This is a genomic window from Plantibacter flavus, assembly GCF_002024505.1.
GTDB classification, from domain to species: Bacteria; Actinomycetota; Actinomycetes; order Actinomycetales; family Microbacteriaceae; genus Plantibacter; species Plantibacter flavus_A.
Window position 1 is genome coordinate 383597 of sequence record NZ_CP019402.1, and the last position, 18405, is coordinate 402001.

An 18405-nucleotide genomic window follows, 5' to 3' on the forward strand; every position below is an offset into this window, starting at 1 on the left:
CGACAGGGCGACCGGGTGGACGCCCTTCACTTCTACACCCGGGAGCCCCAGGCCCGGGCGGGGCTCCAGCAGACTCCCAGAGAACTCCCCGGACCGCGCTGTGCCAGCGCGCCCGTCGTCGGATCGTCGTCGACGACCGGGACCCTGGCCATCAGACCACGCCGCTCGTGCCGAGCAGGGTGCCGATCGCGAAGGTGACGGCGAGGGCGAGCGCTCCACCGACCACGACACGGATGGTCGGGCGGAGCGCGGGGTTGCCGCCGATCCTCGCGCTCGTGAACCCGGTGAGCGCCAGCGCGATGAGCACGACGATGAAGGTGATCGGGACGCGCACCTCGGGCGGCGGCAGCAGGATCGCGAGCAGGGGGAGCAGTGCCCCGATCGTGAAGGCGAGCGCCGATGCGCCGGCGGCCGCCCACGGGCTCACGACGGCGTCCTCGGTGATGCCGAGTTCGGCCTCGAGGTGCGCCGTGAGCGGATCGTGTGCGGTCAGCTCCTCGGCGACCCGCCTCGCGGTCGTCGGCTGGAGCCCCTTCGCCTCGTAGATCCCGGCGAGTTCCGCGAGCTCGGCCTCGGGGTCGTCGGAGAGCTCCCGCCGCTCCTTCGCGATGAGGGCGCGCTGACTGTCCCGCTGGCTGCTCACCGACACGTACTCGCCGAGCGCCATGGAGATCGCACCACCGACGAGCCCGGCGACACCCGCGGCGAGGAGCGGGGTGCTGTCGGTCGTGGCACCGGCGACACCGACGACGAGGGACGCGACGGAGACGATGCCGTCGTTCGCGCCGAGCACACCCGCACGGAGCCAGTTCAAGCGGCCCGCGAGGTCACCGCGGTGCGGTTCGTCCGGGTGGCCGCCGGTCGGTGGTGAGGAGCTCATGGATGCATCCAAGCACTCCGCGGGCCGCCCGCGCACGGGTTCCCGCCCGATCGCGTGCCCGGTCGCCTAGACTGGAGGCTGGTGCGCCGGGAAGTCTGGTCGGCGGGCGGTCGATCGGGATCGCTCTGCTGCTCGACCGAACCCTCCCCCGAAGGATCCGTATGCCCGACGCTCACCGCTCACACGACCTGCCGGCCGACCAGGCCCCGCACTCGATCTGGCGTGGCATCCACCAGACGCTCCAACAGGACACCGTCGGTGGTGCCCTCCTCGTCGTCGCAACCGCACTCGCGCTCGTGCTCGCCAACACCGGTGCCTCCGACTTCTACCTGAGCGTCCGCGACTTCACCTTCGGTCCGGAGGCGCTCCATCTGAACCTCTCCATCGGTGCCTGGGCGGCCGACGGGCTCCTCGCGATCTTCTTCTTCGTCGTCGGCCTGGAACTCAAGGAGGAGTTCGTCGCCGGAAAGCTCCGGAACCCCAAGACCGCGGCGCTCCCCATCGCCGCAGCCGTCGGCGGCGTGGTCGTGCCCGCCGTCATCTACGTCCTCGTGAACCTGAGCGCTGGGCCCGACGCGCTGCAGGGCTGGGCGATCCCGGCCGCCACGGACATCGCGTTCGCCGTCGCCGTGATCGCGGTGGTCGGCAAGTTCCTACCGCCGGCACTGCGGACCTTCCTGCTCACGCTCGCCGTGGTGGACGACCTCATCGCCATCAGCATCATCGCGATCTTCTACACCGACCACATCGAGTTCCTGCCCCTCGCGATCGCGGCCGTGCCGCTCGCGATCTTCGCCGTGCTCGTCCAGCGCGGCGTCCGGGCCTGGTGGGTGCTCATCCCGCTCGGTCTGTGCACCTGGGCGCTCATCCACGCCTCCGGTATCCACGCGACCGTCGCCGGCGTGCTGCTCGGCTTCATGGTGCCCGTCTTCGCGACGAAGCGCGCCCGCGTCCAGGTGGGGACCACCGCCGAGGGGCGCCCGGTCTACGACGGGCTCGCCGCGCACTTCGCCGACCGCTGGAGTGTCGTGTCCACGGCGGTCGCCGTCCCGATCTTCGCCTTCTTCTCCGCGGGCGTGGTCATCGGCGGGATCTCCGGGCTCGTCGAGTCCTTCCAGGACACCATCGCACTCGGGATCATCGCCGGACTCGTCCTCGGCAAGCCGATCGGCATCACGGTGACGACGTTCCTCGTCACGCGCCTGCCCGGGCTCAGGCTCGACCCCTCGATCCGTTGGGTCGACCTCGTCGGCATGGCGTTCGTCGCGGGCATCGGATTCACGGTGTCGCTGCTCGTCGGTGAACTGTCCTTCGGTGTCGGCAGCGAGTCCGACGACCACGTCAAGGTCGGTGTGCTCGCCGGCTCGCTCATCGCCGCCGCCATCGGTGCCGCGATCCTCGCCGCCCGCAACCGCGTCTACCGGCGTGGGGTCACGGCTGGAAGTAGTACGCCGAATGCAGGCGGCAGCCCGGATTGAACCGGGCGCCACAGTTCGGGCAGGCGTCGACTTCCAGGTAGCGCTCGATCGTCAACTCCGTCGAGCACACGCCGCACAGGATCGCCTCGCGGTCGCGCTGCTCGCGCGGCCACTGCTCGGCCGGGTGGTCGGCGCACTCCGCGTGGCACAGGTGGCACGGGTAGTACTCGCCGCAGCAGGCGAAGCGGATCGCGATGACGTCGAGCGTGGTCGCGTAGTGGACGCAGCGCGTCTCGTCGTCGACCGTCTTCCCGAGGACGTGCACGGTGTCGCCGCCGCCGCTCATCGGACGCCCCGGGCGGTGAGGGCCTCACCGAGTTCGTCGGCGTGCTTCAGCGACACCACGAGGAACGGCACGACGAAGGTCACCAGGTTCGACCCCGCCCCGCGCGCCCGCTGCGCCTCCCGGACGCTCGTGGCCAGGCGGGCGAGGACCGGCACCGTGTTGATCGCGACGGCGAGCATCAGGGCGATGCGCGAGGGGTCGACACCGAAGCGACCCAGGGGCTGGAGGACGCGCTCGAAGGCGTCGAGCAGGTCGGCGACGCGCGTGCTCAGCACGAGGAGGCCCGCGAGCAGGATGGCGGCGACGATGCGGGACGTGTTCGACACGGCGGACTCGACGTCGAGGAACAGCAGTTGGCCGGCCACCGTGATCGTGATGATCCAGCGGATGAGCAGGAGCTGCCGTCCGAGCTCGCCGAGGCCGAGACCCGAGACGAGGTAGGCGATGACGGTCACGGTGGTGGCGATGCCCGCGGTCCACCAGCTCGTCGGTAGGAGCGAGATCGCGAGCACCACGACGAGGATGCCGAGCGCCTTCGGGCCGGCCGGCGCGCGATGGAGCCAGCCGGAGCCGGGGCGGTAGAGGGTGATCACGCCGTCACGACCGCAGACTCGCGCGGTAGGCCGCGATCACGTCGTCCGGTGCGCCCTGCGCGACGACCCGCCCGCCGTCGAAGAGCAGCGCGGTGTCGCAGCGGGCGGCGAGTTCCAGGTCGTGGGTGACGAGGAGGAGCTGATGGCCCGCCTCGGGACGCAGGAGGTGGTCGGCGACGGCGGCGCTGTTGCGGGCGTCGAGGTAGGCGGTGGGTTCGTCGGCGATGAGCAGCGCCGGCCGGCGGATCACGGCCCCGCAGAGCGCCAACAGCTGCTTCTGGCCACCGGAGAGTTCGTAGGCGGACCGGTCGGCGAGCGCCGTCAGGCCGAACTCGTCGAGCGCATCGGCGACCTGCGTGGCGATGTCGGCCTTCGACGCCTTCGTGCCGCGGAGGGAGAACGCGACGTCCTCCGCCACCGTCGGCATGACGATCTGCGCGTCCGGGTTGCTGAACACGATGCTGACGAGTCGTCGAAGGGTCGCCGTGTCCTTCGCGGCGTCGACCCCGTGGACCTGCACGCTGCCGGCGGTCGCGCGGGTCAGGCCGCCGACGAGCCGGGCGAAGGTGGACTTGCCCGAGCCGTTCGCGCCGATGACCGCGATGCGCGCGTCGTCGAGGTGGAGCGTCACGTCGTCGAGTGCGACGGTGTCGCCGAGACGCGCGGTGACGCGGTCGAGACGGATGGCGGATGACTGGTCGATGTCCCCGATCATCGCACGACCTCGAACACCGCGGCGACGCCGAGACCGCCGCCGACCGACGCTGCCGCCACCCCGATCGTGCCCGCTGGAGCCCCGCCGCGGACGAGCCGCGAGAACAGGCGGACCACGGCGACCGCACCGCTCGCGCCCCACGGGTGACCGAGCGCGAGGGCTCCACCGTCGGCGCAGAGTCGCTCATCGTCCTCGGCGACACCGAGCCGGTCGAGCACGGCGAGGGTCTGGGCCGCGAACGCCTCCACGATCTCGAACGCGGCGACCTGCGCGAGGTCCACGTCGGCCCGTTCGAGGGCGTCGAGGATCGCCGGCGCGGCCCCGATCCCTGGGAGTGCCGGGTCGCAGCCGACGACGGCGTGCGCCCGGACGGCGAGACCGGGCGTCGCGCTCCCGTGGGCGGGCCCGCCGGGTCCGCCGGGCACGACGAGCACCGCGGCAGCACCGTCGCTCACCCGGCAGGTGTTGCCTGCGGTGAGGGAGCCGTCGCTGAAGAGCGGCGTGAACCGGGGGAGGAGCCGCTCGATCCCGCTGCTCGGCGCCTCATCGTGCTCCGCCGCCCCGACCAGCGGGACGAGCTCGTCCGTGAACCGCCCGGCGGCGACGGCGCTCGCCGCACGGTGCGTGCTGCGCGCCGCGTAGGCGTCCTGGCGTTCGCGCGAGATCCCGTCGTGCTCCGCGAGATCCTCAGCGGCCCTGGTCATGTCGGGGTCGTGCCAACCCGACGGCGCGAACGGTGCACGCGTGTATGCGACGCCGTCGACGGAGCGGGTCGGCGCGGTCGACGCGCTCTCGACACCGCCGGCGATCCGAGGCCGACCGTCACCGGCGCTGATCGCCGTGGACGCCTCGATGATCGCCGCGAGGCCGCTGCCGCACTGCCGGTCGACGGTGAGCCCTGGCACGGCGAAGCCGAGGCCCGCTCCGAGTGCGGCGACGCGGGCAGGGTTGCCGCCAGGCCCCATGCAGTTGCCGAGGACGACGTCCGCCACCACCGGCGGCAGACCCAGCATGTGCGTCGCGTCGTCGTGCACGGCCCGGACGGCGGGGACCGCCAGCTGCTCGACCGTGAGCGCGGCGAGGGCGCGCCCGCGCGTCGCCATCGGCGTCCGTCGGGCGGCGACGATGCGCGGGAGGGTGTGCGACTCAGTCAAGGGACGCCACCGTCCCGGCCGCGAGTCGGTCGGCGAGCTCCGCGCGGGCGGCCTTGCCGGTGACGGTCCGGGGGAGCTCGTCGACGACGAACCAGCGTCGGGGCCGGTGCGTCGGCGGCAACAGCGGTTCGAGGGCGTCGCGGAGCGTCGCGCGGCTCGGCTGCGAGCCCGGGTGCAGTTCCAACACGGCCGTCACGAGCGATCCGACCCTCGCGTTCGGCAGAGCGAGCACGACGGCGTCGTCCACCTCGTCGAGTCGGCGCAGGGCCTCCTCGACGTCGGCGGGGATGACGGTCGCCGCGGCCGTGAGGATCGCGTCGTCGGCTCGGCCGAGGAGCGTGACGATTCCGTCGTCGATCCGCGCCCGGTCGCCGACGGTGGACCAGTCGCCGTCGCGTCGGAGCGGGCCGTCGCCCTCGAGGTACCCGGTCGCGACGAACGGCGATCGGACCCACAGGACATCGTCGTCCCGGACCTCGAGCTCGACACCGGGGAACGCGCGGAGGCCGGGTCGATCCGGATCGACACCGTCGTCGACGGCTGCGAAGGAGAGTTCGGCGGCACCGTAGTAGGAGACGACGCGGATGCCGAGGCCCTCCGCGGTGGCGCGGAGTCCGGGGTCGAGTGAGGCGCCTCCGATCAACGCCACCCGCAGGCGGGGCGGCACCTCGCCGTCGAGGAGCGCCCGGAGGCCGTTCGGGGTCCCGTGGAACCGGGTCGCGTCACGGGCGTCGTCGGGGGTGAGCGCGTGGGTCGTCGGGAGGGCGAGCGAGCAACCGACGGCGGCCGCATGCGCGATCGAGAACAGCGAGAGTGACGACGCAGGCGGCGACGACAGTGCCAGGACGTCGTCCGAACCGAGATCCAGCAGTGTTCCCACGGCCGGGAAGGAGTCCGCCCACGACGCGGCGGTCCGGAGCACGATCCGCGGCTCGCCCGTCGTGCCGGAGGTCAGCGTCGCCCAGCCCTGGTCCGGCTGTGGACCGGCCGCGGTGCTGCGGTCGCGGACGGAACGCCAGTACGACTCGCTCCATCGATCGTCGCCGAGCAACGGCACGCCGCCGGACGCCCGCACCTCGAGTGCCCGACGGACGAGGTCGGTCGGCGCCCCGCCGCGCAGCGGGACGAGGTGCCCTGGACGCACGGTCATCCGATCCGGGCGGGCTCGCCGGGACGCGTGGAGCCGGCGCCGGCCGCGTTGCGGAACGCGCGCGGGTAGGCGCGGGCGAGCGTCATCGTGATCACCGTCGCGAGCACGACCTTGACGAGGTCGCCGGGTACGAACACGAGGCTCTGCAGGGCGGTCTCGCCGAGTGGCAGGCGGGTGACGAGCGACTGCACCGGGATGCCGAACGCGTAGATGACGCCGATGCCGCCGACGAACACCCCGAGCGCGGTGCGCCACCAGCGCAGCCGATGCCCACCGGCGTGCACAATGAGCCCGATCACGAAGACGCCGACGATCCAGCCGAGGAGGTATCCGGCGCTCGGTCCGACGAAGACGCCGACCCCGCCGCGACCGCCGGACAGGAGCGGGAGGCCGATGGCGACGAGGGCCAGCAGCACGACCATGGAGAGCATGCCGCGCCACGGGCCGAGGATCGCGCCGGCGAGCATGACGCCGAGGGTCTGCGCCGTGATGGGCACCGCGCCGAGCACCGAGAACGCGCCGGGCAGGCCGAGGGCGGCCACGATGGCGGCGAACACGGCGATGCGTGCGATGTCGGTCGCGTCGATCCGGAGTCTGCTCATGCTGGGTCCTTCGTCGGGATGGTCGGTTCGCTTTGGGGGCGGATGGATCGCACCTGAACGGTGTTCACCTGAACAGCGTTCACTATAGTGGTGCTCATGTCCGGTCCCGAAACAGTGCGTCGCCATCGGCGCGACGACGTGGCTCAGGTGGCGCTGCGGATCCTCGACGATCACGGCCTGGCCGACCTCACGATGCGCCGCCTCGCCGCGTCGCTCGACGTCCAGCCGAGCGCGCTGTACTGGCACTTCGAGAACAAGCAGACCCTCATCGCCGAGCTCGCCGATCGGATCGTCGACGCCCACCCGGCACCGGTCGACGCCGTGTCCGAGGCCGGCTCCGACTGGCGCGAGCGGACGCGCGTGGAGGCGGAGGCGCTGCGTGACGCCCTCCTCGCCTATCGCGACGGCGCCGAGGTGGTCTCGAGCACCTACGCGCTCGGGCTCGGTTCCGGACGGGCGCTCACCCGGCTGACGGACGCGGTGTCGGTGGCCGGCTTCGACGAGGCCACGAGTCGACGTGCGGGCACGGTGCTGCTCCACTTCATCCTCGGGCACGTGTCGCACGAGCAGCAACGGATGCAGTACGACAGCGTCGGTGTGCTGGCCGACGGTGCGACGGATCCGCTCGGCCAGGAGGACCAGGCCCAGGCGTTCGCCTTCGGGGTCGGTCTGCTGGTCGACGGCCTGGCGGCGCTCTCCGTCCGCTGACGGCTCTCGGTACGCCGATAGCACAGCGTGGATGGAACCGCCCACCGTCTGGATCGGCGGCGGCCCACGGTAGCGTTGGAGCAGGCAGGACGTGAGGGAGGCCGGTGATGGCGAAGGGTGATGACGACGACGTCGACATCGTCATCGACGCCTGGGCGAACGCGCTGCCCGATGTGGACTTCGCACCGCTCGACGTGGTGTCCCGCCTTCGCCGGCTCGTGCCGCACCTGCAGGAGGTCCGACGCCTGTCGTTCGCCGCGAGCAACCTGCGGCCGTGGGAGTTCGAGTTCCTCTCCATCCTCCGCCAGCACGGAGCGGACGGGCTGACGCCGTCCATGCTCGCAACGCGGTTGGGCATCACGAGCGGCAACCTCGCGAGTCAGCTCGACCGCCTGGCAGCACGCTCACTCGTCGCCCGTCAGAAGAACGAGGCCGACGGCCGGAGCAAGATCGTCGTGCTGACGACCCTCGGTCAGCAGCGGGTCGACGAGGCGATGCGTCGGCTGGTGGACGACGAGAACGCGATGCTCGCCGACCTCAGCCATGAGCAGGTGGCCGTGCTCATCGAGAGCCTGCGGGTCATCGGCGCGGCGCTCGAGCGTCGGTAGAGGTCTGCTCGACGCCCTTCGACAAGCTCAGGGACCGGACCCGCCTCAGAACCGCAGGTCGGACGGGTCGCTCAGCTTGATCCAGGTGTCGGTGTCGGGACGCACCGTCGCCGGAGCCGGTTCGAGGACATCGGCGGAGGCGAGGGCCCCGAAATCGAGACCGGTGAGGCTCGCGAGGTCGAGGATCGGCAGCTGGAAGGTCCGGAACGGGCCGAGTGGGGGGACGGCGGTGGCGTCTTGCGTGTCGTCGATCGCACTGGACCGGCCGAGGTCGATATCGTCGAGCTGCGCCGACTGGTCGAGGAGGTAGCCGCTCGCCGCGAGCGCTCCGCCGTTCGACCACGCCGCCACCTTCCAGAACCGGCGCGGGATCTGCACGCCCCGGTAGAGCGGGTCCGCGTCGCCGAACACCGGCCCGGTGAAGACCGACAGCCGCCGGCGTCCGGCCGAGGCGTACTCGAGGACGAGGTCCTCCAGGCCGTTCCAGAGCTCGAGTGACTGGTTGAAGTCCGCAGCCTGCGGTGCGGCGTTCGTGTAGCAGAAGGTGTCGACGTTGGCCTGCCGGGCGATCTCGACGGGCCCCCAGACCGGGTCCCTCCGGCGCACGAGGTGGCCGCGGTCGAGGTCGTTGCGGGCGTACAGCTCCGGGCCGGCCTGTTCCTCGACCGGCACGCGGTCGTCGAGGTGCCAGTCGTCCCCGCGCCCGAGGTCGAGGAGGGCGGCGCCGTCGATGTCGACGGCGGTGGCGGCCGCCAGCCGACGATCGGGGTCGAGCAGCACGGAGAAGTGCGTGTAGTCGAGGGGTCGGAGTCGCGCCTTGGCCGTGGGGTCGGCTGGAGCGGGGATGGTGAGTGGTTCGGAGAGGTCGAGGAAGCCTGAATCGAAGCCAGTCATGAACATGAGTCGATCATGATTTCGGGTGGAAAGGAAGCGCGGAGCGGTGGCGCTGTTGTCACCGGCACAAACGCTGCAATACTCATACTTTTGTTTCAGTATGAAGTTTGATATATTTAACTCATGACCACGATCTATCAGAACCCGCACCGAGCCGGCGACGCCCGCATCCTCGCGGCGCTCGTGTCGGCGACCTTCCTCGTCGACGCCCTGATCGTGTTCGGAATCGGATTCCTCCCCGGCGTCTCAGGGATGGACGGTGGCGTCACCGTGGCGACGGCGACGATCCTGACCGCGGTCCTCTTCGCGGTGCAGTTCGTGGTCGTCGTCGTCCTCGCTCGCCTCGCCCGAGCGTCGATCGCCTGAGCCGACTCAGAAGCGGATCTGCGTCTTCGGTCCGGAGCCGACCGCGCGGGGGAGGCCGTCGGTCAACACCCGTGGCACGTCGTCCAGGCCGATGACCGTGCCGATCAATCGCCGGACCGTGTCGCCCATGGAGGCGAACCGTCGCGCCGCCTCATCGATGCAGTCGGATCCGCCGAGCACGGCGTGCAGTGTGGCGTCGAGGGCGATGAGTCTGCCTGAGGGCAGCCCCACGTCGCCGCCGGGCACGCCGAGGAGTGCGATGCGGACGCCGGCGGTCGCGTTGTCGAGGAGACGGCGGGTGACCTCGGCCGAACCCGTCGCCTCGATGATCACGTCGAAGCGCTCGTCTCCGAGGTCGGCTGGATCGCGCGTGGCCAGGCCGAAGTCCGCGGCGAACCGCCGATCGGACTCGCGACGGGCCACGACGGTGACGGATGCCCCGGAATCCGCGGCGAAGAGCGCGGCGAACATGCCGAGGGTGCCGGCGCCCCAGACGAGCACGCGGTCGCCCGGCCCCACCGCCGTGAGTCGGACGCCACGGAGTGAGCAGGAGGCGGGCTCGACCATCGCACCGAGGTCCGCGTCGACGCCGGCCGGGAGGCGATGGACCGCGCGTTCGGGGACGACGAGGAGTTCCGCGAGGGCTCCCTCCAGTTGTCCGAGGACGCCGAGTTCGAGGTGGTCGGGGCAGAGGTGGTGTCGCCCCGTGGCGCAGAGCGTGCAGGCACCGCACCCGATGAAGGTGTCACCGGTGACGAGGTCGCCCGGTGCGATCGCGGTGACACCCTCGCCCACCGAGACCACCCGGCCGGCCCACTCGTGGCCTGGTTGGAGGGGCAGGGTGGTGCGGCCGTCGGCGAGGTACGGCATGGTGCCGCGCAGCAGCGCGACGTCGGTGCCGCAGAGCCCGGCGCGTTCGATGCGGATGAGGACCTCACCCGGTCCGGCCTGTGGATCCGGTCGGTCGAGGACGGTGGCCTCGTTCTGTGCGGTGATCCGTACGGCTCTCATGCGGTCTCCTCGTCGTGACGGCGCTGGTCAGAGCGTCGTGGGGGTATGCCGCCGTCTCAGCTCACCAGGACGACTTGCCCCCGCCTGCGACGACCGCGCTCGGCCGCTGCACCTCGGTGAGGCGGGAGGTGCGGAGCGGCGTCGTCTCCCACCAGGCGTCGAAGGTGCCGGCCGCCGGGTCGATCTCGACGTGCATGCGGTGGGGGGTCTCGATGAAGATCGCGTCGACGCGGAGGACCCGCGCTCCGTCCTCGCCGCCGGTGCCCCAGGCGGCACTGGCGACGATCGGACCGTGCGTCCGCCATGCGCCGACGCCGGCGACGAGCTCCACCCGGTCGTCGCCCTCGTGCACGACCAGCACGATGTCGTCGCCCTCGCCCGCCGTCACCTCGAGCGCCGTCAGCTGCGCCAGGCCGGTATCGGCGGCCGCCGCGAACGTCCGTCCGGCGAGTTCGCGCAGTGCCGCAGCCGAGCCGGTCTCATCCGAGGCGTCGAGCGGCGGCAGGGCGAGCCCTGCCAGGCGTTCGAGCAACGCCTGGTCGGCGGTTGCGCTCGCACCGCGCTCCGCGTCGGAGGCCTCGCCTGTCCCGAACGATGGCAGCAGGTGCTCCCACGCGGCGTTCAGCACGGCCTGCATGTCGAGACTCTGCCCGGTGATCGCCAGGACGACGTCGTGCTCCGGCAGGACGACGCAGTATTGGCCGTAGGCGCCGTCGCCACGGAACCCGTGCCGGGCCATCCAGAACTGGAACCCGTACCCCTGCGCCCAGTCCGACTCCGGGTCGTCGCCGTTCACGATGTGCGATCGCGTCGCCTCGGCGACCCATGCGGCCGGCAGGAGCTGCCGCCCCTCCCACTCGCCACCCTGCAGGTAGAGCTGACCGAGCGCGGCGATCGCCTCCGTCGTCGCGTGCAGGCCGCTGTACCCGAGCTCGAAGCCCTCGTCGTCCCGCTGCCAGTCGAACTCGCCGATACCCAACGGCTCGAGCAGCCGCGGTCGCAGGTAGTCGGTGAGCGTCCCGCCCGTGACGCGCTGGACGATCGCCGCGGCCGTGTACGTGCAGGGCTGGTTGTACGCGAAGACGGTTCCCGGGTCCTCATCGGGAGGGAGGAGCAGGAAGCCGCGGACGAGGTTCGTCGGGTCGATCGCAGCGGCCCGCATGATCGTCTCCTCGCGGTGACCGCTCGCCATCGCGAGCACGTGGCGCACGCGCATGGCGCGGCTGCGGGGGTCGGTGATCTCGGCGTCGAGCTCCGGGAAGTGACTGATGATCGTGTCGTCGAGTCCGAGCAGACCCTCGTCGACGGCGAGGCCGACGGCGGTCGAGGTGAAGCTCTTGCTCAGCGAGTACAGCAGGTGCACCCGATCAGCCGAGTACGGCGCCCACCAGCCCTCGGCGGCGACGTTCCCACCGCGCAAGAGCATCAGGCTGTGCGGTTCGACGTTCGGCGTGTGCTCGAGGGCGGTGATGAACGCCTCGATCCCGGAGGCGTCGATGTGCTGGGCGGACGGAGTGCTTCGCTGCAGGCTCATCCCTCCATGCTGCCACCTGCCGGCGGTGGGATCGACCGGATGCTCAGTCCTGGTCGGCGTCGAGCTGGTCGCGGAGGCCCTGGTTGATGTCCTCGAGGTCGAGCACGCGAGCGATGCCGGCGAGGTTGACGCCGTCGTCACGGAGATCCGTGACGCGCTTGAGTCGCTCGATGTCGTCCTCGCTGTAGCGCCGGGTGCCACCCTCGGTCCGCGACGGGGTGAGGAGGCCTTTGCTCTCGAAGAGCCGCAGCGACGCCTCCGGGACGCCGACGAGCTGGGCCGCGACGGCGATGCCGTACACGGGTGTCGTGCCGTCACGATCGGCCATGCTTGAGATTTCCTTTGAACGGGTTGCAACGGATCGGGTCTCGGATGTATAAAAAATCTACACCACGAAGTGTAGATCTGAACCCTCAGATCTGACACTTCCGGGCACTGACAATCGATGAGCCCGATCCGTCATCGGGCGACAGGGAAGGAGAACACCCATGGCAATGACCCTCGATCCCATCAGCCAGCTCGACCGCTTCGCGGCCTCCGTACTGGACTCCGTGCGCGCACCCCGGCCCATGCCGGTGGACCTCTTCCGCGACGGCGACCGGTACATGATGGTCGCCGACCTCCCCGGCATCGACCCCGGATCCATCGACGTCGACGTCGACGGTGGTCAGCTCACCATCCGTGCCCAGCGCACGGCCGACAGCCGCGAGGGTGTCCGCTGGCTCGCACGCGAGCGCGGTGGTGGCCACTTCCTGCGGCAGTTCACGCTCGGCGAGGGCGTCGACCTCGACGGCATCACCGCGTCCTACGACAGCGGTGTGCTCTCCGTGATCATCCCGGTGAGCGAGCGCGCGAAGCCGCGGAAGATCACCGTCGACTCCACGACCGACCACCCGCAGTCGATCAACGCCTGACCGGAGCTCGACGCCTGACCGGAGCACGAACGCCCCGCCCACGATCCGTGGGCGGGGCGTTCGCCCGTGTGCGACCCGGCGGTCGGCATACTGGTGCCATGTCCCGCGTCCAACGCATCCTCGGAGCGTCCGCCCTGCTCGTGATCGCCGCGTTCGGGCTGTCGATCGCGGCGACGCAGACCACGATGACCTGGTACCAGGCGCCGGGCGCCGACGGCCTGGCGACGAAACAGACCGCCGTGTTCGAGCCGGCGGTGGTCGGCACCGTGATCGCCGCCGTGGCGGTGCTGGCACTCCTGGCCCACCTGATCCTCGTGATCCGTCGTGCCGTGCCTCGGGTGCAGTGGGTCGTCGCCATCGCGCTCACCGTCGTCGCGGTGATCGCCGCGGTCCTCGTGTCCATCGCGGACCGGCCGGTGTTCTAGCGCACGTCGACCTCAGCTGAGCAGTTCGGCCAGGAGGGCCCGAATGGTCTCTTCGCTCGCCCCGGGTGCCTGCAGCCGCACCCAGTCGTCGCCACGTCGAGCCTGTGCCGAGTGCTCGCTCCCGGCCGAGTCCACGGGGCTGACCGGACTGTCCTGGCGAAGCACCCAGGCGCCTCCGGGGAGCACTGTGAACCGGATGAGCTCGCGGGAGTCCGCGGACAGCAGCCGGCAGTCGAGCCCACCGACGCGCTGGAGCGAGTCCTGCGCGAGGTGGTAGCTCGGTGTCGCGGTGCTCACGTAGCTCGCGCCGGTGGCGGCTGCACCGAGTCGGGCCACCGCGGTGTCCACCGGCAGCGTCGTGGCGCACGAGCGCGAGGTGGGTGCCGACGACGACGGGGACTCGGCGGGAGCCGGAACCGGGGCTGCCGCGAGCACCGCCCGGGCGAGCTCCTCCGTGCGGGTTCCGGCCGGGTCGTCGAGCCCTGCCGCATCGACCTCGATGAACCGCTCGCCGTCGAGGGCGTGGACGGAGCAGGCGCCGTCCGAGCACATCGTCCCGTTGATCTCGCCGACGCTGTCACGCCAGTCGGTGTGCTCGTACCAGTGGTTGAAGGTGGCCCAGTGGTCGACGCCGTCTCCGACGAGTCGGACGGTCAGTGAGGTGCCGGCCGCTTCGTCGGCCCAGGCGCAAATGCTGCCGCCGTCCTGCAGGACCGGGGCGTCGTCGATGGTGAGCGGTCGCGGCGCGGCTGTGTTGCCCAGGAGGGATGCGACCTCCGCGTCGGGGACGAGCGCGTCGCAGGCGAGCCCCGGGAAGGCGGACGTCGGCGGGGGTGGGAGCGCCGCCGATGAAGTCGGTGCGGATCCGGGCGGGGTCTCGGTGGGCACCCCCGACCGTGGCGCGCTACACGCTGTGAGGACGCCCAGCAGCGCGGCGATCGTGAGGACGCGTGCGCCACGTGCGACCGCGTGCGCCGTTCGACTCAGCCCACTGCTCATCGTCGCCGGAACAGCCCTCGCTTGCGGCGGTGGAACGGCGGGACACCACTCAGGAGATGCTTCGCACCCGGCGCGACGTACATGACGTCGATCGGCACGCTGGCCGAGTACGTCGCGAGGGCCCGTGCGAGGGGACCGCTGATCGTCTCACGGGCGGTCGGGGCGCCGACGATGACGAGGAGGTAGCACTCGTCGAACGTCCCGCCCTCCTGCGGGGTGACTTTCCAGCCCAGCACCGCTTCGTCGACCTCGCTGTGCTCGGCGAGGACCGCGGTCAGCGTCTCGGTCATCCCTGGTGGGATGCGAGCCGGCTGTCCCACCATGACCTCGGTCTCGCGCTCGACGACGCGCGGTGTGAGCACCGCCTCGCCGTCGAGCAGCTGGGCGATCTCGCCCGGGAGGAACTCCTTGCCATGCGTGGAATGCGGGTTCAGGACCAGCCTCGCGCCTCGGGTCATCTGCCACAGGACGCGGCAGGGGAGGGCGAGGAGGTGCTGTTCGAACGACGGGACGACCTGGAGTGTCTCCTGGAAGCGCGCCTTCGAGGTGTAGAACGGCTGCACCGAGCTGCCGTCCGAGTCGAGGAGGTCCGCCAGGGTCGCCATGCCGTCGTCGGTCACGGTCCCCGCCACGATCACGGTGCTCTCGAGGAGCGCCGTCAGGAACGCAGGGGCGTTCGAGCGGTCGTTCGCGGCTGCGGCGAGGAGGGCTTCGATCTCGGGAGCGTCTGATGCGTCGTCGGCGGCAGGCATGCCAGCAGCGTATCCCGGCCGCGCGGGAGGGTGCGCGTGCTCAGCAGCAGTCGCAGGTGTCCGTGTTCTCCGAGGTGAGCGATGAGACCGGCCGCTTGCACGCGTCTCCACGCCAGGCTTCGACGCCCTCACGGACCGCGAAGCCGGCGATGACGAGGCCGGCGACGCCGTCCGCCCAGGCCCAGCCGAGGGTGCTGTTGAGGACCAGCCCGATGAGGACCGCGGCCGACAGGTAGGAGCAGATGAGCGTCTGCTTCGAGTCGGCGATGGCGGAGGCGGAGCCGAGTTCCTTGCCGGTCCGGCGCTCGAACAGCGAGAACGCCGGCATGATCACGACGCTGACCGCCGCGAGGACGATGCCGACGGTCGAGTGCTGGACCTCGGCGAACCCGAGCAGCGAGCGGGCGGCGTCGACGCTCACGAACGCGGCGAGGCCGAAGAACGACAGGGCGATCACCCGGAGGGCGACCCGTTCCCGACGATGGGGATCGGGGCTCGAGAACTGCCAGGCGACCGCGGCGGCGGACAGGACCTCGACGATCGAGTCGAGACCGAAGCCGACGAGGGCTGCCGATGAGGCGACGGTCCCGGCCGACAGGGCGACGATGGCCTCGACGACGTTGTAGGCGATGGTCGCCGCGACGATCCAGCGGATCCGGCGCTGCAGCGTCGCGCGTCTGGCGGGGCTCAGCTGGGCGCGGAGACGGGGGCTCGGCAGGCCGACGGTGCTCACGCGCAGGTGCAGCTCTCACCCGAGCAGCAGGCGGGATCGACGACCAGGACGAGCCGGAGGAGGTCGTCGAGCGCCGGCGCCAGGTGGCTGTCCGCCAGGCGGTACCAGGTGTTGCGTCCTTCCTTGACGCCTTCGACGAGGCCGCAGCCGCGGAGACAGGCGAGCTGGTTCGACATGACCTGTCGGGAGACGCCGAGTGCGTCCGCGAGGTCGGAGGGGAAGGCCGGTGCCTCGCGCAGGGTCAGGAGGATGCGTGCCCGGGTCTCGTCGGACAGAGCGTGCCCCAGCCTCGCGAGTGCGGCGGTGTGCGTCAGGGTCGCGGTCGGCGTGATGGTGTCGGTCACGCGAACGATAGTACACGAAATGCTGTATCAATCGAGCGTCGCGGTCGCCCGAACAGCCGCGTTAGGCGAGGCGAAACGCTGGCAATCGGGCGTCTCGGCTTGCCGCCGCCGCATCGCGCTGGCAACGTTGACGGGTCCTCGCGGCATGGCGCCCGAACGCATCTCCGCGTCCAGGACGCATCACAGGAAGACCCCGCGACATGACGTTCTGGCCGCTGCTCCTCATCGCGCTCGGCGTCTCCGCCGACGCCTTCGCCGTCGCCCTCACCAAGGGCCTGCACATGCGGCGGTTCAACGTGCGTCACGCCCTCGTGATCGCGGGCACCTTCGGGCTGTTCCAAGCGGTCATGCCGCTCGTCGGCTGGTTCCTCGGCACGCAGTTCGCGCGGTACATCACGGAGGTCGACCACTGGGTCGCCTTCGGCCTGCTCGCCGTCGTCGGCGGCAAGATGCTCTGGGAGGCGTTCTCGAGCCACGAGGACACCGAGGTCGACTCCGACCGCATCGACGTCCGCCGGCTCCTCGTCCTCGCGCTCGCCACGAGCATCGACGCGCTCGCCATCGGCATCACGCTCGCGTTCCTGCCCGGCTCGATCCTCGAAGCCGTCGTCCTCATCGGACTGACGACCTTCGTGCTCGCCTTCCTGGGCGTCTTCATCGGCCGTCGCGTCGGTCAGCGCTTCGGCAAGCCGGCGGAGATCGCCGGTGGTGTCATCCTGATCCTCATCGGCACCAAGATCCTCATCGACCACCTCACCGCGTAGTCGGAGGTCACCGCTTCCGGGTGAAGATCGCGCCGGTCGACACGTCCTCACCGAGCGCCTCGAGGCTCCGCCCACGCGTCTCGGGCACCTGGGTGGCGACGAACAGGAGCGCGAGCGCGCCGACACCCGCGAAGAGGAAGAAGGTCCCGGTGATGCCGAGGCCGTCGACGAGCGACGGGAAGTACAGCGCCAGGAACCCGTTGGCGACCCAGAGCATGAAGATCGAGACGCCCATGCCGAGGCCGCGCATCCGGAGCGGGAAGACCTCGGCGAGGTAGACCCAGACAGCCACGTTGAGGAACGTCTGCATGGAGCCGACGAACACGACCACGAGGAACAGGATGACCCATGGACGCATCGGGTCGCCCGGCTCGAGCACCATCGACGAGAAGCCGATGAGCAGATGGCACGCGGTCGTGAGTGAGAAGCCGATGACGAACGTCTTCCGTCGGTCGAGACGGTCCATGTAGGTGAGGGCGATGAAGCCGCCGACGACGGCGATGATGCCGGGCGCGATGTTGGCGATAAGCGCGGCGCTCTCGTCGAAACCCGACTCCACGAGCACGGTCTGCCCGTAGTACATGATCGAGTTGATCCCGGTGAGCTGCTGGGCGATCCCGACGCCGACACCGACGAGCAGGATGCGCACGAGCCACGGGTTGCGGAGGACGGCCCAGAGCCCGATCCGGTGTTCGTCGCGCTGCGCGGTGATGGACGCCTCCACCTCCGCGAGTTCGGCGACGGCGCGGTCGTCGGAGCGGACGGTCCGCAGTACGTCCAGCGCGTCCTCGCGGCGACCGTGGTCGACGAGCCAGCGTGGTGACTCGGGCATCCGCAGCATGCCGACGAACAGGGCGACCGCGGGCAGGGCGCAGACGGCGAACATGATGCGCCACACGCTCGTGTGCTCGCTGAACACGGTGCCGATGACGGCGTTGATCACGAACGCCGACAGCTGTCCGAGGACGATCGCGACCTCGTTCCGGCCGGTGATCGACCCTCGGATCTCGTACGGAGCGAGCTCCGCCAGGTAGACCGGGACGACGGCGGAGGCACCGCCGACGGCCAGTCCGAGGAGCACGCGACCGGCGACGAGCAACTCGACGTTCGGCGAGCAGACGACCACGAGCGTCCCGACGAAGAAGAGCACCGCCAGCACGATGATGCTCCGCCGCCGGCCCCACGCGTCCGACACCCGGCCGCCGAGCAGCGCACCGACGGCGGCCGCGAAGACGAGCGAGCTCGTGACGATGCCCTCCGTGAACGGGGTGAGCCCGAGCTCGGCGGTCATCGGACGCAGCGCCCCGTTGATCACGCCGGTGTCGTAGCCGAAGAGCAACCCGCCGAAACAAGCGACGATCGAGATCAGGCCGAGGTGGCGGCGGTGCGGCCCGGGCGTGAGGGCAGGCAGCGCGCTCGCCGTCTGTCGGGCTGTGGGGGATCCGGCCATCGCACTTCCTCGTCTGCTGGGCCCGCGAGCCGGACGGCGTCGTGG

The 18405-nt window shown here is 70.9% G+C and carries 23 protein-coding genes; 7 read left to right on the forward strand and 16 right to left on the reverse strand.

What is annotated here, in order from left to right:
- Positions 1-151: 151 nt before the first annotated feature.
- Positions 152-880 (reverse strand): VIT1/CCC1 transporter family protein, encoded by a 729-nt coding sequence (locus BWO91_RS01790; RefSeq protein WP_079000827.1) that lies wholly within the window; start codon positions 878-880, stop codon positions 152-154.
- Positions 881-1041: 161 nt separating this feature from the next.
- Here BWO91_RS01790 and nhaA point away from each other — a divergent pair, with 161 nt between their 5' ends.
- Positions 1042-2358, forward strand: a complete 1317-nt coding sequence (nhaA, locus tag BWO91_RS01795; RefSeq protein ID WP_079000829.1) for a Na+/H+ antiporter NhaA — start codon at positions 1042-1044, stop codon at positions 2356-2358.
- On the opposite strand, the gene BWO91_RS01800 is transcribed toward nhaA, so the two are convergent.
- Genes BWO91_RS01800 through BWO91_RS01825 form a run of 6 tightly spaced genes read right to left on the reverse strand, consistent with a single transcriptional unit; the run spans position 2312 to position 6858 of the window.
- A complete protein-coding gene (locus BWO91_RS01800; RefSeq protein WP_079000831.1) occupies positions 2312-2644 on the reverse strand; it encodes a CHY zinc finger protein in 333 nt (110 codons plus the stop codon). The two genes, nhaA and BWO91_RS01800, sit on opposite strands and share 47 nt — an antisense overlap.
- The gene (locus BWO91_RS01805) at positions 2641-3237 is read right to left on the reverse strand and encodes an energy-coupling factor transporter transmembrane component T family protein (RefSeq protein WP_079000832.1); all 597 of its coding nucleotides are present in this window, start codon (positions 3235-3237) and stop codon (positions 2641-2643) included. The genes BWO91_RS01800 and BWO91_RS01805 overlap by 4 nt, the downstream gene beginning before the upstream one ends.
- 4 nt (positions 3238-3241) lie before the next feature.
- Positions 3242-3952: an energy-coupling factor ABC transporter ATP-binding protein gene (locus BWO91_RS01810; protein WP_079000834.1), complete on the reverse strand. Its 711-nt coding sequence runs from the start codon at positions 3950-3952 to the stop codon at positions 3242-3244.
- Positions 3949-5106 (reverse strand): thiolase family protein, encoded by a 1158-nt coding sequence (locus BWO91_RS01815; protein WP_079000836.1) that lies wholly within the window; start codon positions 5104-5106, stop codon positions 3949-3951. The genes BWO91_RS01810 and BWO91_RS01815 overlap by 4 nt, the downstream gene beginning before the upstream one ends.
- On the reverse strand, positions 5099-6256 hold the full coding sequence (locus tag BWO91_RS01820; RefSeq protein ID WP_079000838.1) for a class I adenylate-forming enzyme family protein: 1158 nt from the start codon (positions 6254-6256) through the stop codon (positions 5099-5101). Before BWO91_RS01820 ends, BWO91_RS01815 begins: the two co-directional genes overlap by 8 nt.
- Positions 6253-6858, reverse strand: coding sequence for a biotin transporter BioY (locus BWO91_RS01825; protein WP_079000840.1), 606 nt, complete (start codon positions 6856-6858; stop codon positions 6253-6255). The genes BWO91_RS01820 and BWO91_RS01825 overlap by 4 nt, the downstream gene beginning before the upstream one ends.
- Before the next feature lie 96 nt (positions 6859-6954).
- Between BWO91_RS01825 and BWO91_RS01830 the strand changes: the two genes are divergently transcribed.
- Together BWO91_RS01830 and BWO91_RS01835 are read left to right on the forward strand one after the other, a co-directional pair.
- Positions 6955-7566 carry a TetR/AcrR family transcriptional regulator C-terminal domain-containing protein gene (locus tag BWO91_RS01830; RefSeq protein WP_079003792.1) on the forward strand — a complete coding sequence of 204 codons (612 nt, stop codon included), beginning with the start codon at positions 6955-6957 and terminating at the stop codon, positions 7564-7566.
- Between the two features lie 107 nt (positions 7567-7673).
- Positions 7674-8174, forward strand: coding sequence for a MarR family winged helix-turn-helix transcriptional regulator (locus tag BWO91_RS01835; RefSeq protein ID WP_071261330.1), 501 nt, complete (start codon positions 7674-7676; stop codon positions 8172-8174).
- Between the two features lie 45 nt (positions 8175-8219).
- Here BWO91_RS01835 and BWO91_RS01840 read toward each other — a convergent pair whose 3' ends face one another.
- The gene (locus BWO91_RS01840) at positions 8220-9068 is read right to left on the reverse strand and encodes a DNA/RNA non-specific endonuclease (RefSeq protein ID WP_079003793.1); all 849 of its coding nucleotides are present in this window, start codon (positions 9066-9068) and stop codon (positions 8220-8222) included.
- 123 nt (positions 9069-9191) lie between these two features.
- Here BWO91_RS01840 and BWO91_RS01845 point away from each other — a divergent pair, with 123 nt between their 5' ends.
- Positions 9192-9434 carry a hypothetical protein gene (locus BWO91_RS01845; protein ID WP_079000842.1) on the forward strand — a complete coding sequence of 81 codons (243 nt, stop codon included), beginning with the start codon at positions 9192-9194 and terminating at the stop codon, positions 9432-9434.
- A 6-nt stretch (positions 9435-9440) separates the two neighbouring features.
- Here BWO91_RS01845 and BWO91_RS01850 read toward each other — a convergent pair whose 3' ends face one another.
- The 3 genes from BWO91_RS01850 to BWO91_RS01860 all read right to left on the reverse strand — a co-directional run bounded on the left by BWO91_RS01850 (position 9441) and on the right by BWO91_RS01860 (position 12307).
- On the reverse strand, positions 9441-10445 hold the full coding sequence (locus BWO91_RS01850; RefSeq protein WP_079000844.1) for a zinc-dependent alcohol dehydrogenase: 1005 nt from the start codon (positions 10443-10445) through the stop codon (positions 9441-9443).
- Positions 10446-10506: 61 nt separating this feature from the next.
- A complete protein-coding gene (locus BWO91_RS01855) occupies positions 10507-11979 on the reverse strand; it encodes a serine hydrolase domain-containing protein (RefSeq protein WP_079000846.1) in 1473 nt (490 codons plus the stop codon).
- Between the two features lie 43 nt (positions 11980-12022).
- A complete protein-coding gene (locus tag BWO91_RS01860) occupies positions 12023-12307 on the reverse strand; it encodes a MerR family transcriptional regulator (protein ID WP_079000848.1) in 285 nt (94 codons plus the stop codon).
- A 160-nt stretch (positions 12308-12467) separates the two neighbouring features.
- Here BWO91_RS01860 and BWO91_RS01865 point away from each other — a divergent pair, with 160 nt between their 5' ends.
- Together BWO91_RS01865 and BWO91_RS01870 are read left to right on the forward strand one after the other, a co-directional pair.
- Complete coding sequence (locus tag BWO91_RS01865) at positions 12468-12893, forward strand: Hsp20/alpha crystallin family protein (RefSeq protein ID WP_071261327.1); 426 nt, start codon at positions 12468-12470, stop codon at positions 12891-12893.
- 98 nt (positions 12894-12991) lie between these two features.
- Positions 12992-13318: a hypothetical protein gene (locus BWO91_RS01870; protein WP_079000850.1), complete on the forward strand. Its 327-nt coding sequence runs from the start codon at positions 12992-12994 to the stop codon at positions 13316-13318.
- A 12-nt stretch (positions 13319-13330) separates the two neighbouring features.
- On the opposite strand, the gene BWO91_RS01875 is transcribed toward BWO91_RS01870, so the two are convergent.
- The 4 genes from BWO91_RS01875 to BWO91_RS01890 all read right to left on the reverse strand — a co-directional run bounded on the left by BWO91_RS01875 (position 13331) and on the right by BWO91_RS01890 (position 16146).
- A complete protein-coding gene (locus BWO91_RS01875; RefSeq protein WP_153303348.1) occupies positions 13331-14206 on the reverse strand; it encodes a hypothetical protein in 876 nt (291 codons plus the stop codon).
- Between the two features lie 107 nt (positions 14207-14313).
- Positions 14314-15069: an enhanced serine sensitivity protein SseB C-terminal domain-containing protein gene (locus BWO91_RS01880; RefSeq protein WP_079000854.1), complete on the reverse strand. Its 756-nt coding sequence runs from the start codon at positions 15067-15069 to the stop codon at positions 14314-14316.
- A 40-nt stretch (positions 15070-15109) separates the two neighbouring features.
- Positions 15110-15802: a cation diffusion facilitator family transporter gene (locus tag BWO91_RS01885; RefSeq protein ID WP_079000856.1), complete on the reverse strand. Its 693-nt coding sequence runs from the start codon at positions 15800-15802 to the stop codon at positions 15110-15112.
- Positions 15799-16146 carry an ArsR/SmtB family transcription factor gene (locus BWO91_RS01890; RefSeq protein WP_079000858.1) on the reverse strand — a complete coding sequence of 116 codons (348 nt, stop codon included), beginning with the start codon at positions 16144-16146 and terminating at the stop codon, positions 15799-15801. The genes BWO91_RS01885 and BWO91_RS01890 overlap by 4 nt, the downstream gene beginning before the upstream one ends.
- Before the next feature lie 200 nt (positions 16147-16346).
- Here BWO91_RS01890 and BWO91_RS01895 point away from each other — a divergent pair, with 200 nt between their 5' ends.
- Positions 16347-16910: a manganese efflux pump MntP gene (locus BWO91_RS01895; RefSeq protein WP_079000860.1), complete on the forward strand. Its 564-nt coding sequence runs from the start codon at positions 16347-16349 to the stop codon at positions 16908-16910.
- 7 nt (positions 16911-16917) lie between these two features.
- On the opposite strand, the gene BWO91_RS01900 is transcribed toward BWO91_RS01895, so the two are convergent.
- Positions 16918-18360, reverse strand: coding sequence for a sugar porter family MFS transporter (locus BWO91_RS01900; RefSeq protein WP_079000861.1), 1443 nt, complete (start codon positions 18358-18360; stop codon positions 16918-16920).
- Positions 18361-18405 lie beyond the last annotated feature (45 nt).

Coding starts and splice junctions, on each gene's coding strand:
- BWO91_RS01790 (WP_079000827.1), bottom strand. CDS start 880: ATGAGCTCCTCACCACCGACCGGCGGCCACCCGGACGAACCGCACCGC.
- nhaA (WP_079000829.1), top strand. CDS start 1,042: ATGCCCGACGCTCACCGCTCACACGACCTGCCGGCCGACCAGGCCCCG.
- BWO91_RS01800 (WP_079000831.1), bottom strand. CDS start 2,644: ATGAGCGGCGGCGGCGACACCGTGCACGTCCTCGGGAAGACGGTCGAC.
- BWO91_RS01810 (WP_079000834.1), bottom strand. CDS start 3,952: ATGATCGGGGACATCGACCAGTCATCCGCCATCCGTCTCGACCGCGTC.
- BWO91_RS01820 (WP_079000838.1), bottom strand. CDS start 6,256: ATGACCGTGCGTCCAGGGCACCTCGTCCCGCTGCGCGGCGGGGCGCCG.
- BWO91_RS01825 (WP_079000840.1), bottom strand. CDS start 6,858: ATGAGCAGACTCCGGATCGACGCGACCGACATCGCACGCATCGCCGTG.
- BWO91_RS01830 (WP_079003792.1), top strand. CDS start 6,955: ATGTCCGGTCCCGAAACAGTGCGTCGCCATCGGCGCGACGACGTGGCT.
- BWO91_RS01835 (WP_071261330.1), top strand. CDS start 7,674: ATGGCGAAGGGTGATGACGACGACGTCGACATCGTCATCGACGCCTGG.
- BWO91_RS01840 (WP_079003793.1), bottom strand. CDS start 9,068: ATGACTGGCTTCGATTCAGGCTTCCTCGACCTCTCCGAACCACTCACC.
- BWO91_RS01845 (WP_079000842.1), top strand. CDS start 9,192: ATGACCACGATCTATCAGAACCCGCACCGAGCCGGCGACGCCCGCATC.
- BWO91_RS01850 (WP_079000844.1), bottom strand. CDS start 10,445: ATGAGAGCCGTACGGATCACCGCACAGAACGAGGCCACCGTCCTCGAC.
- BWO91_RS01855 (WP_079000846.1), bottom strand. CDS start 11,979: ATGAGCCTGCAGCGAAGCACTCCGTCCGCCCAGCACATCGACGCCTCC.
- BWO91_RS01860 (WP_079000848.1), bottom strand. CDS start 12,307: ATGGCCGATCGTGACGGCACGACACCCGTGTACGGCATCGCCGTCGCG.
- BWO91_RS01865 (WP_071261327.1), top strand. CDS start 12,468: ATGGCAATGACCCTCGATCCCATCAGCCAGCTCGACCGCTTCGCGGCC.
- BWO91_RS01870 (WP_079000850.1), top strand. CDS start 12,992: ATGTCCCGCGTCCAACGCATCCTCGGAGCGTCCGCCCTGCTCGTGATC.
- BWO91_RS01880 (WP_079000854.1), bottom strand. CDS start 15,069: ATGCCTGCCGCCGACGACGCATCAGACGCTCCCGAGATCGAAGCCCTC.
- BWO91_RS01895 (WP_079000860.1), top strand. CDS start 16,347: ATGACGTTCTGGCCGCTGCTCCTCATCGCGCTCGGCGTCTCCGCCGAC.
- BWO91_RS01900 (WP_079000861.1), bottom strand. CDS start 18,360: ATGGCCGGATCCCCCACAGCCCGACAGACGGCGAGCGCGCTGCCTGCC.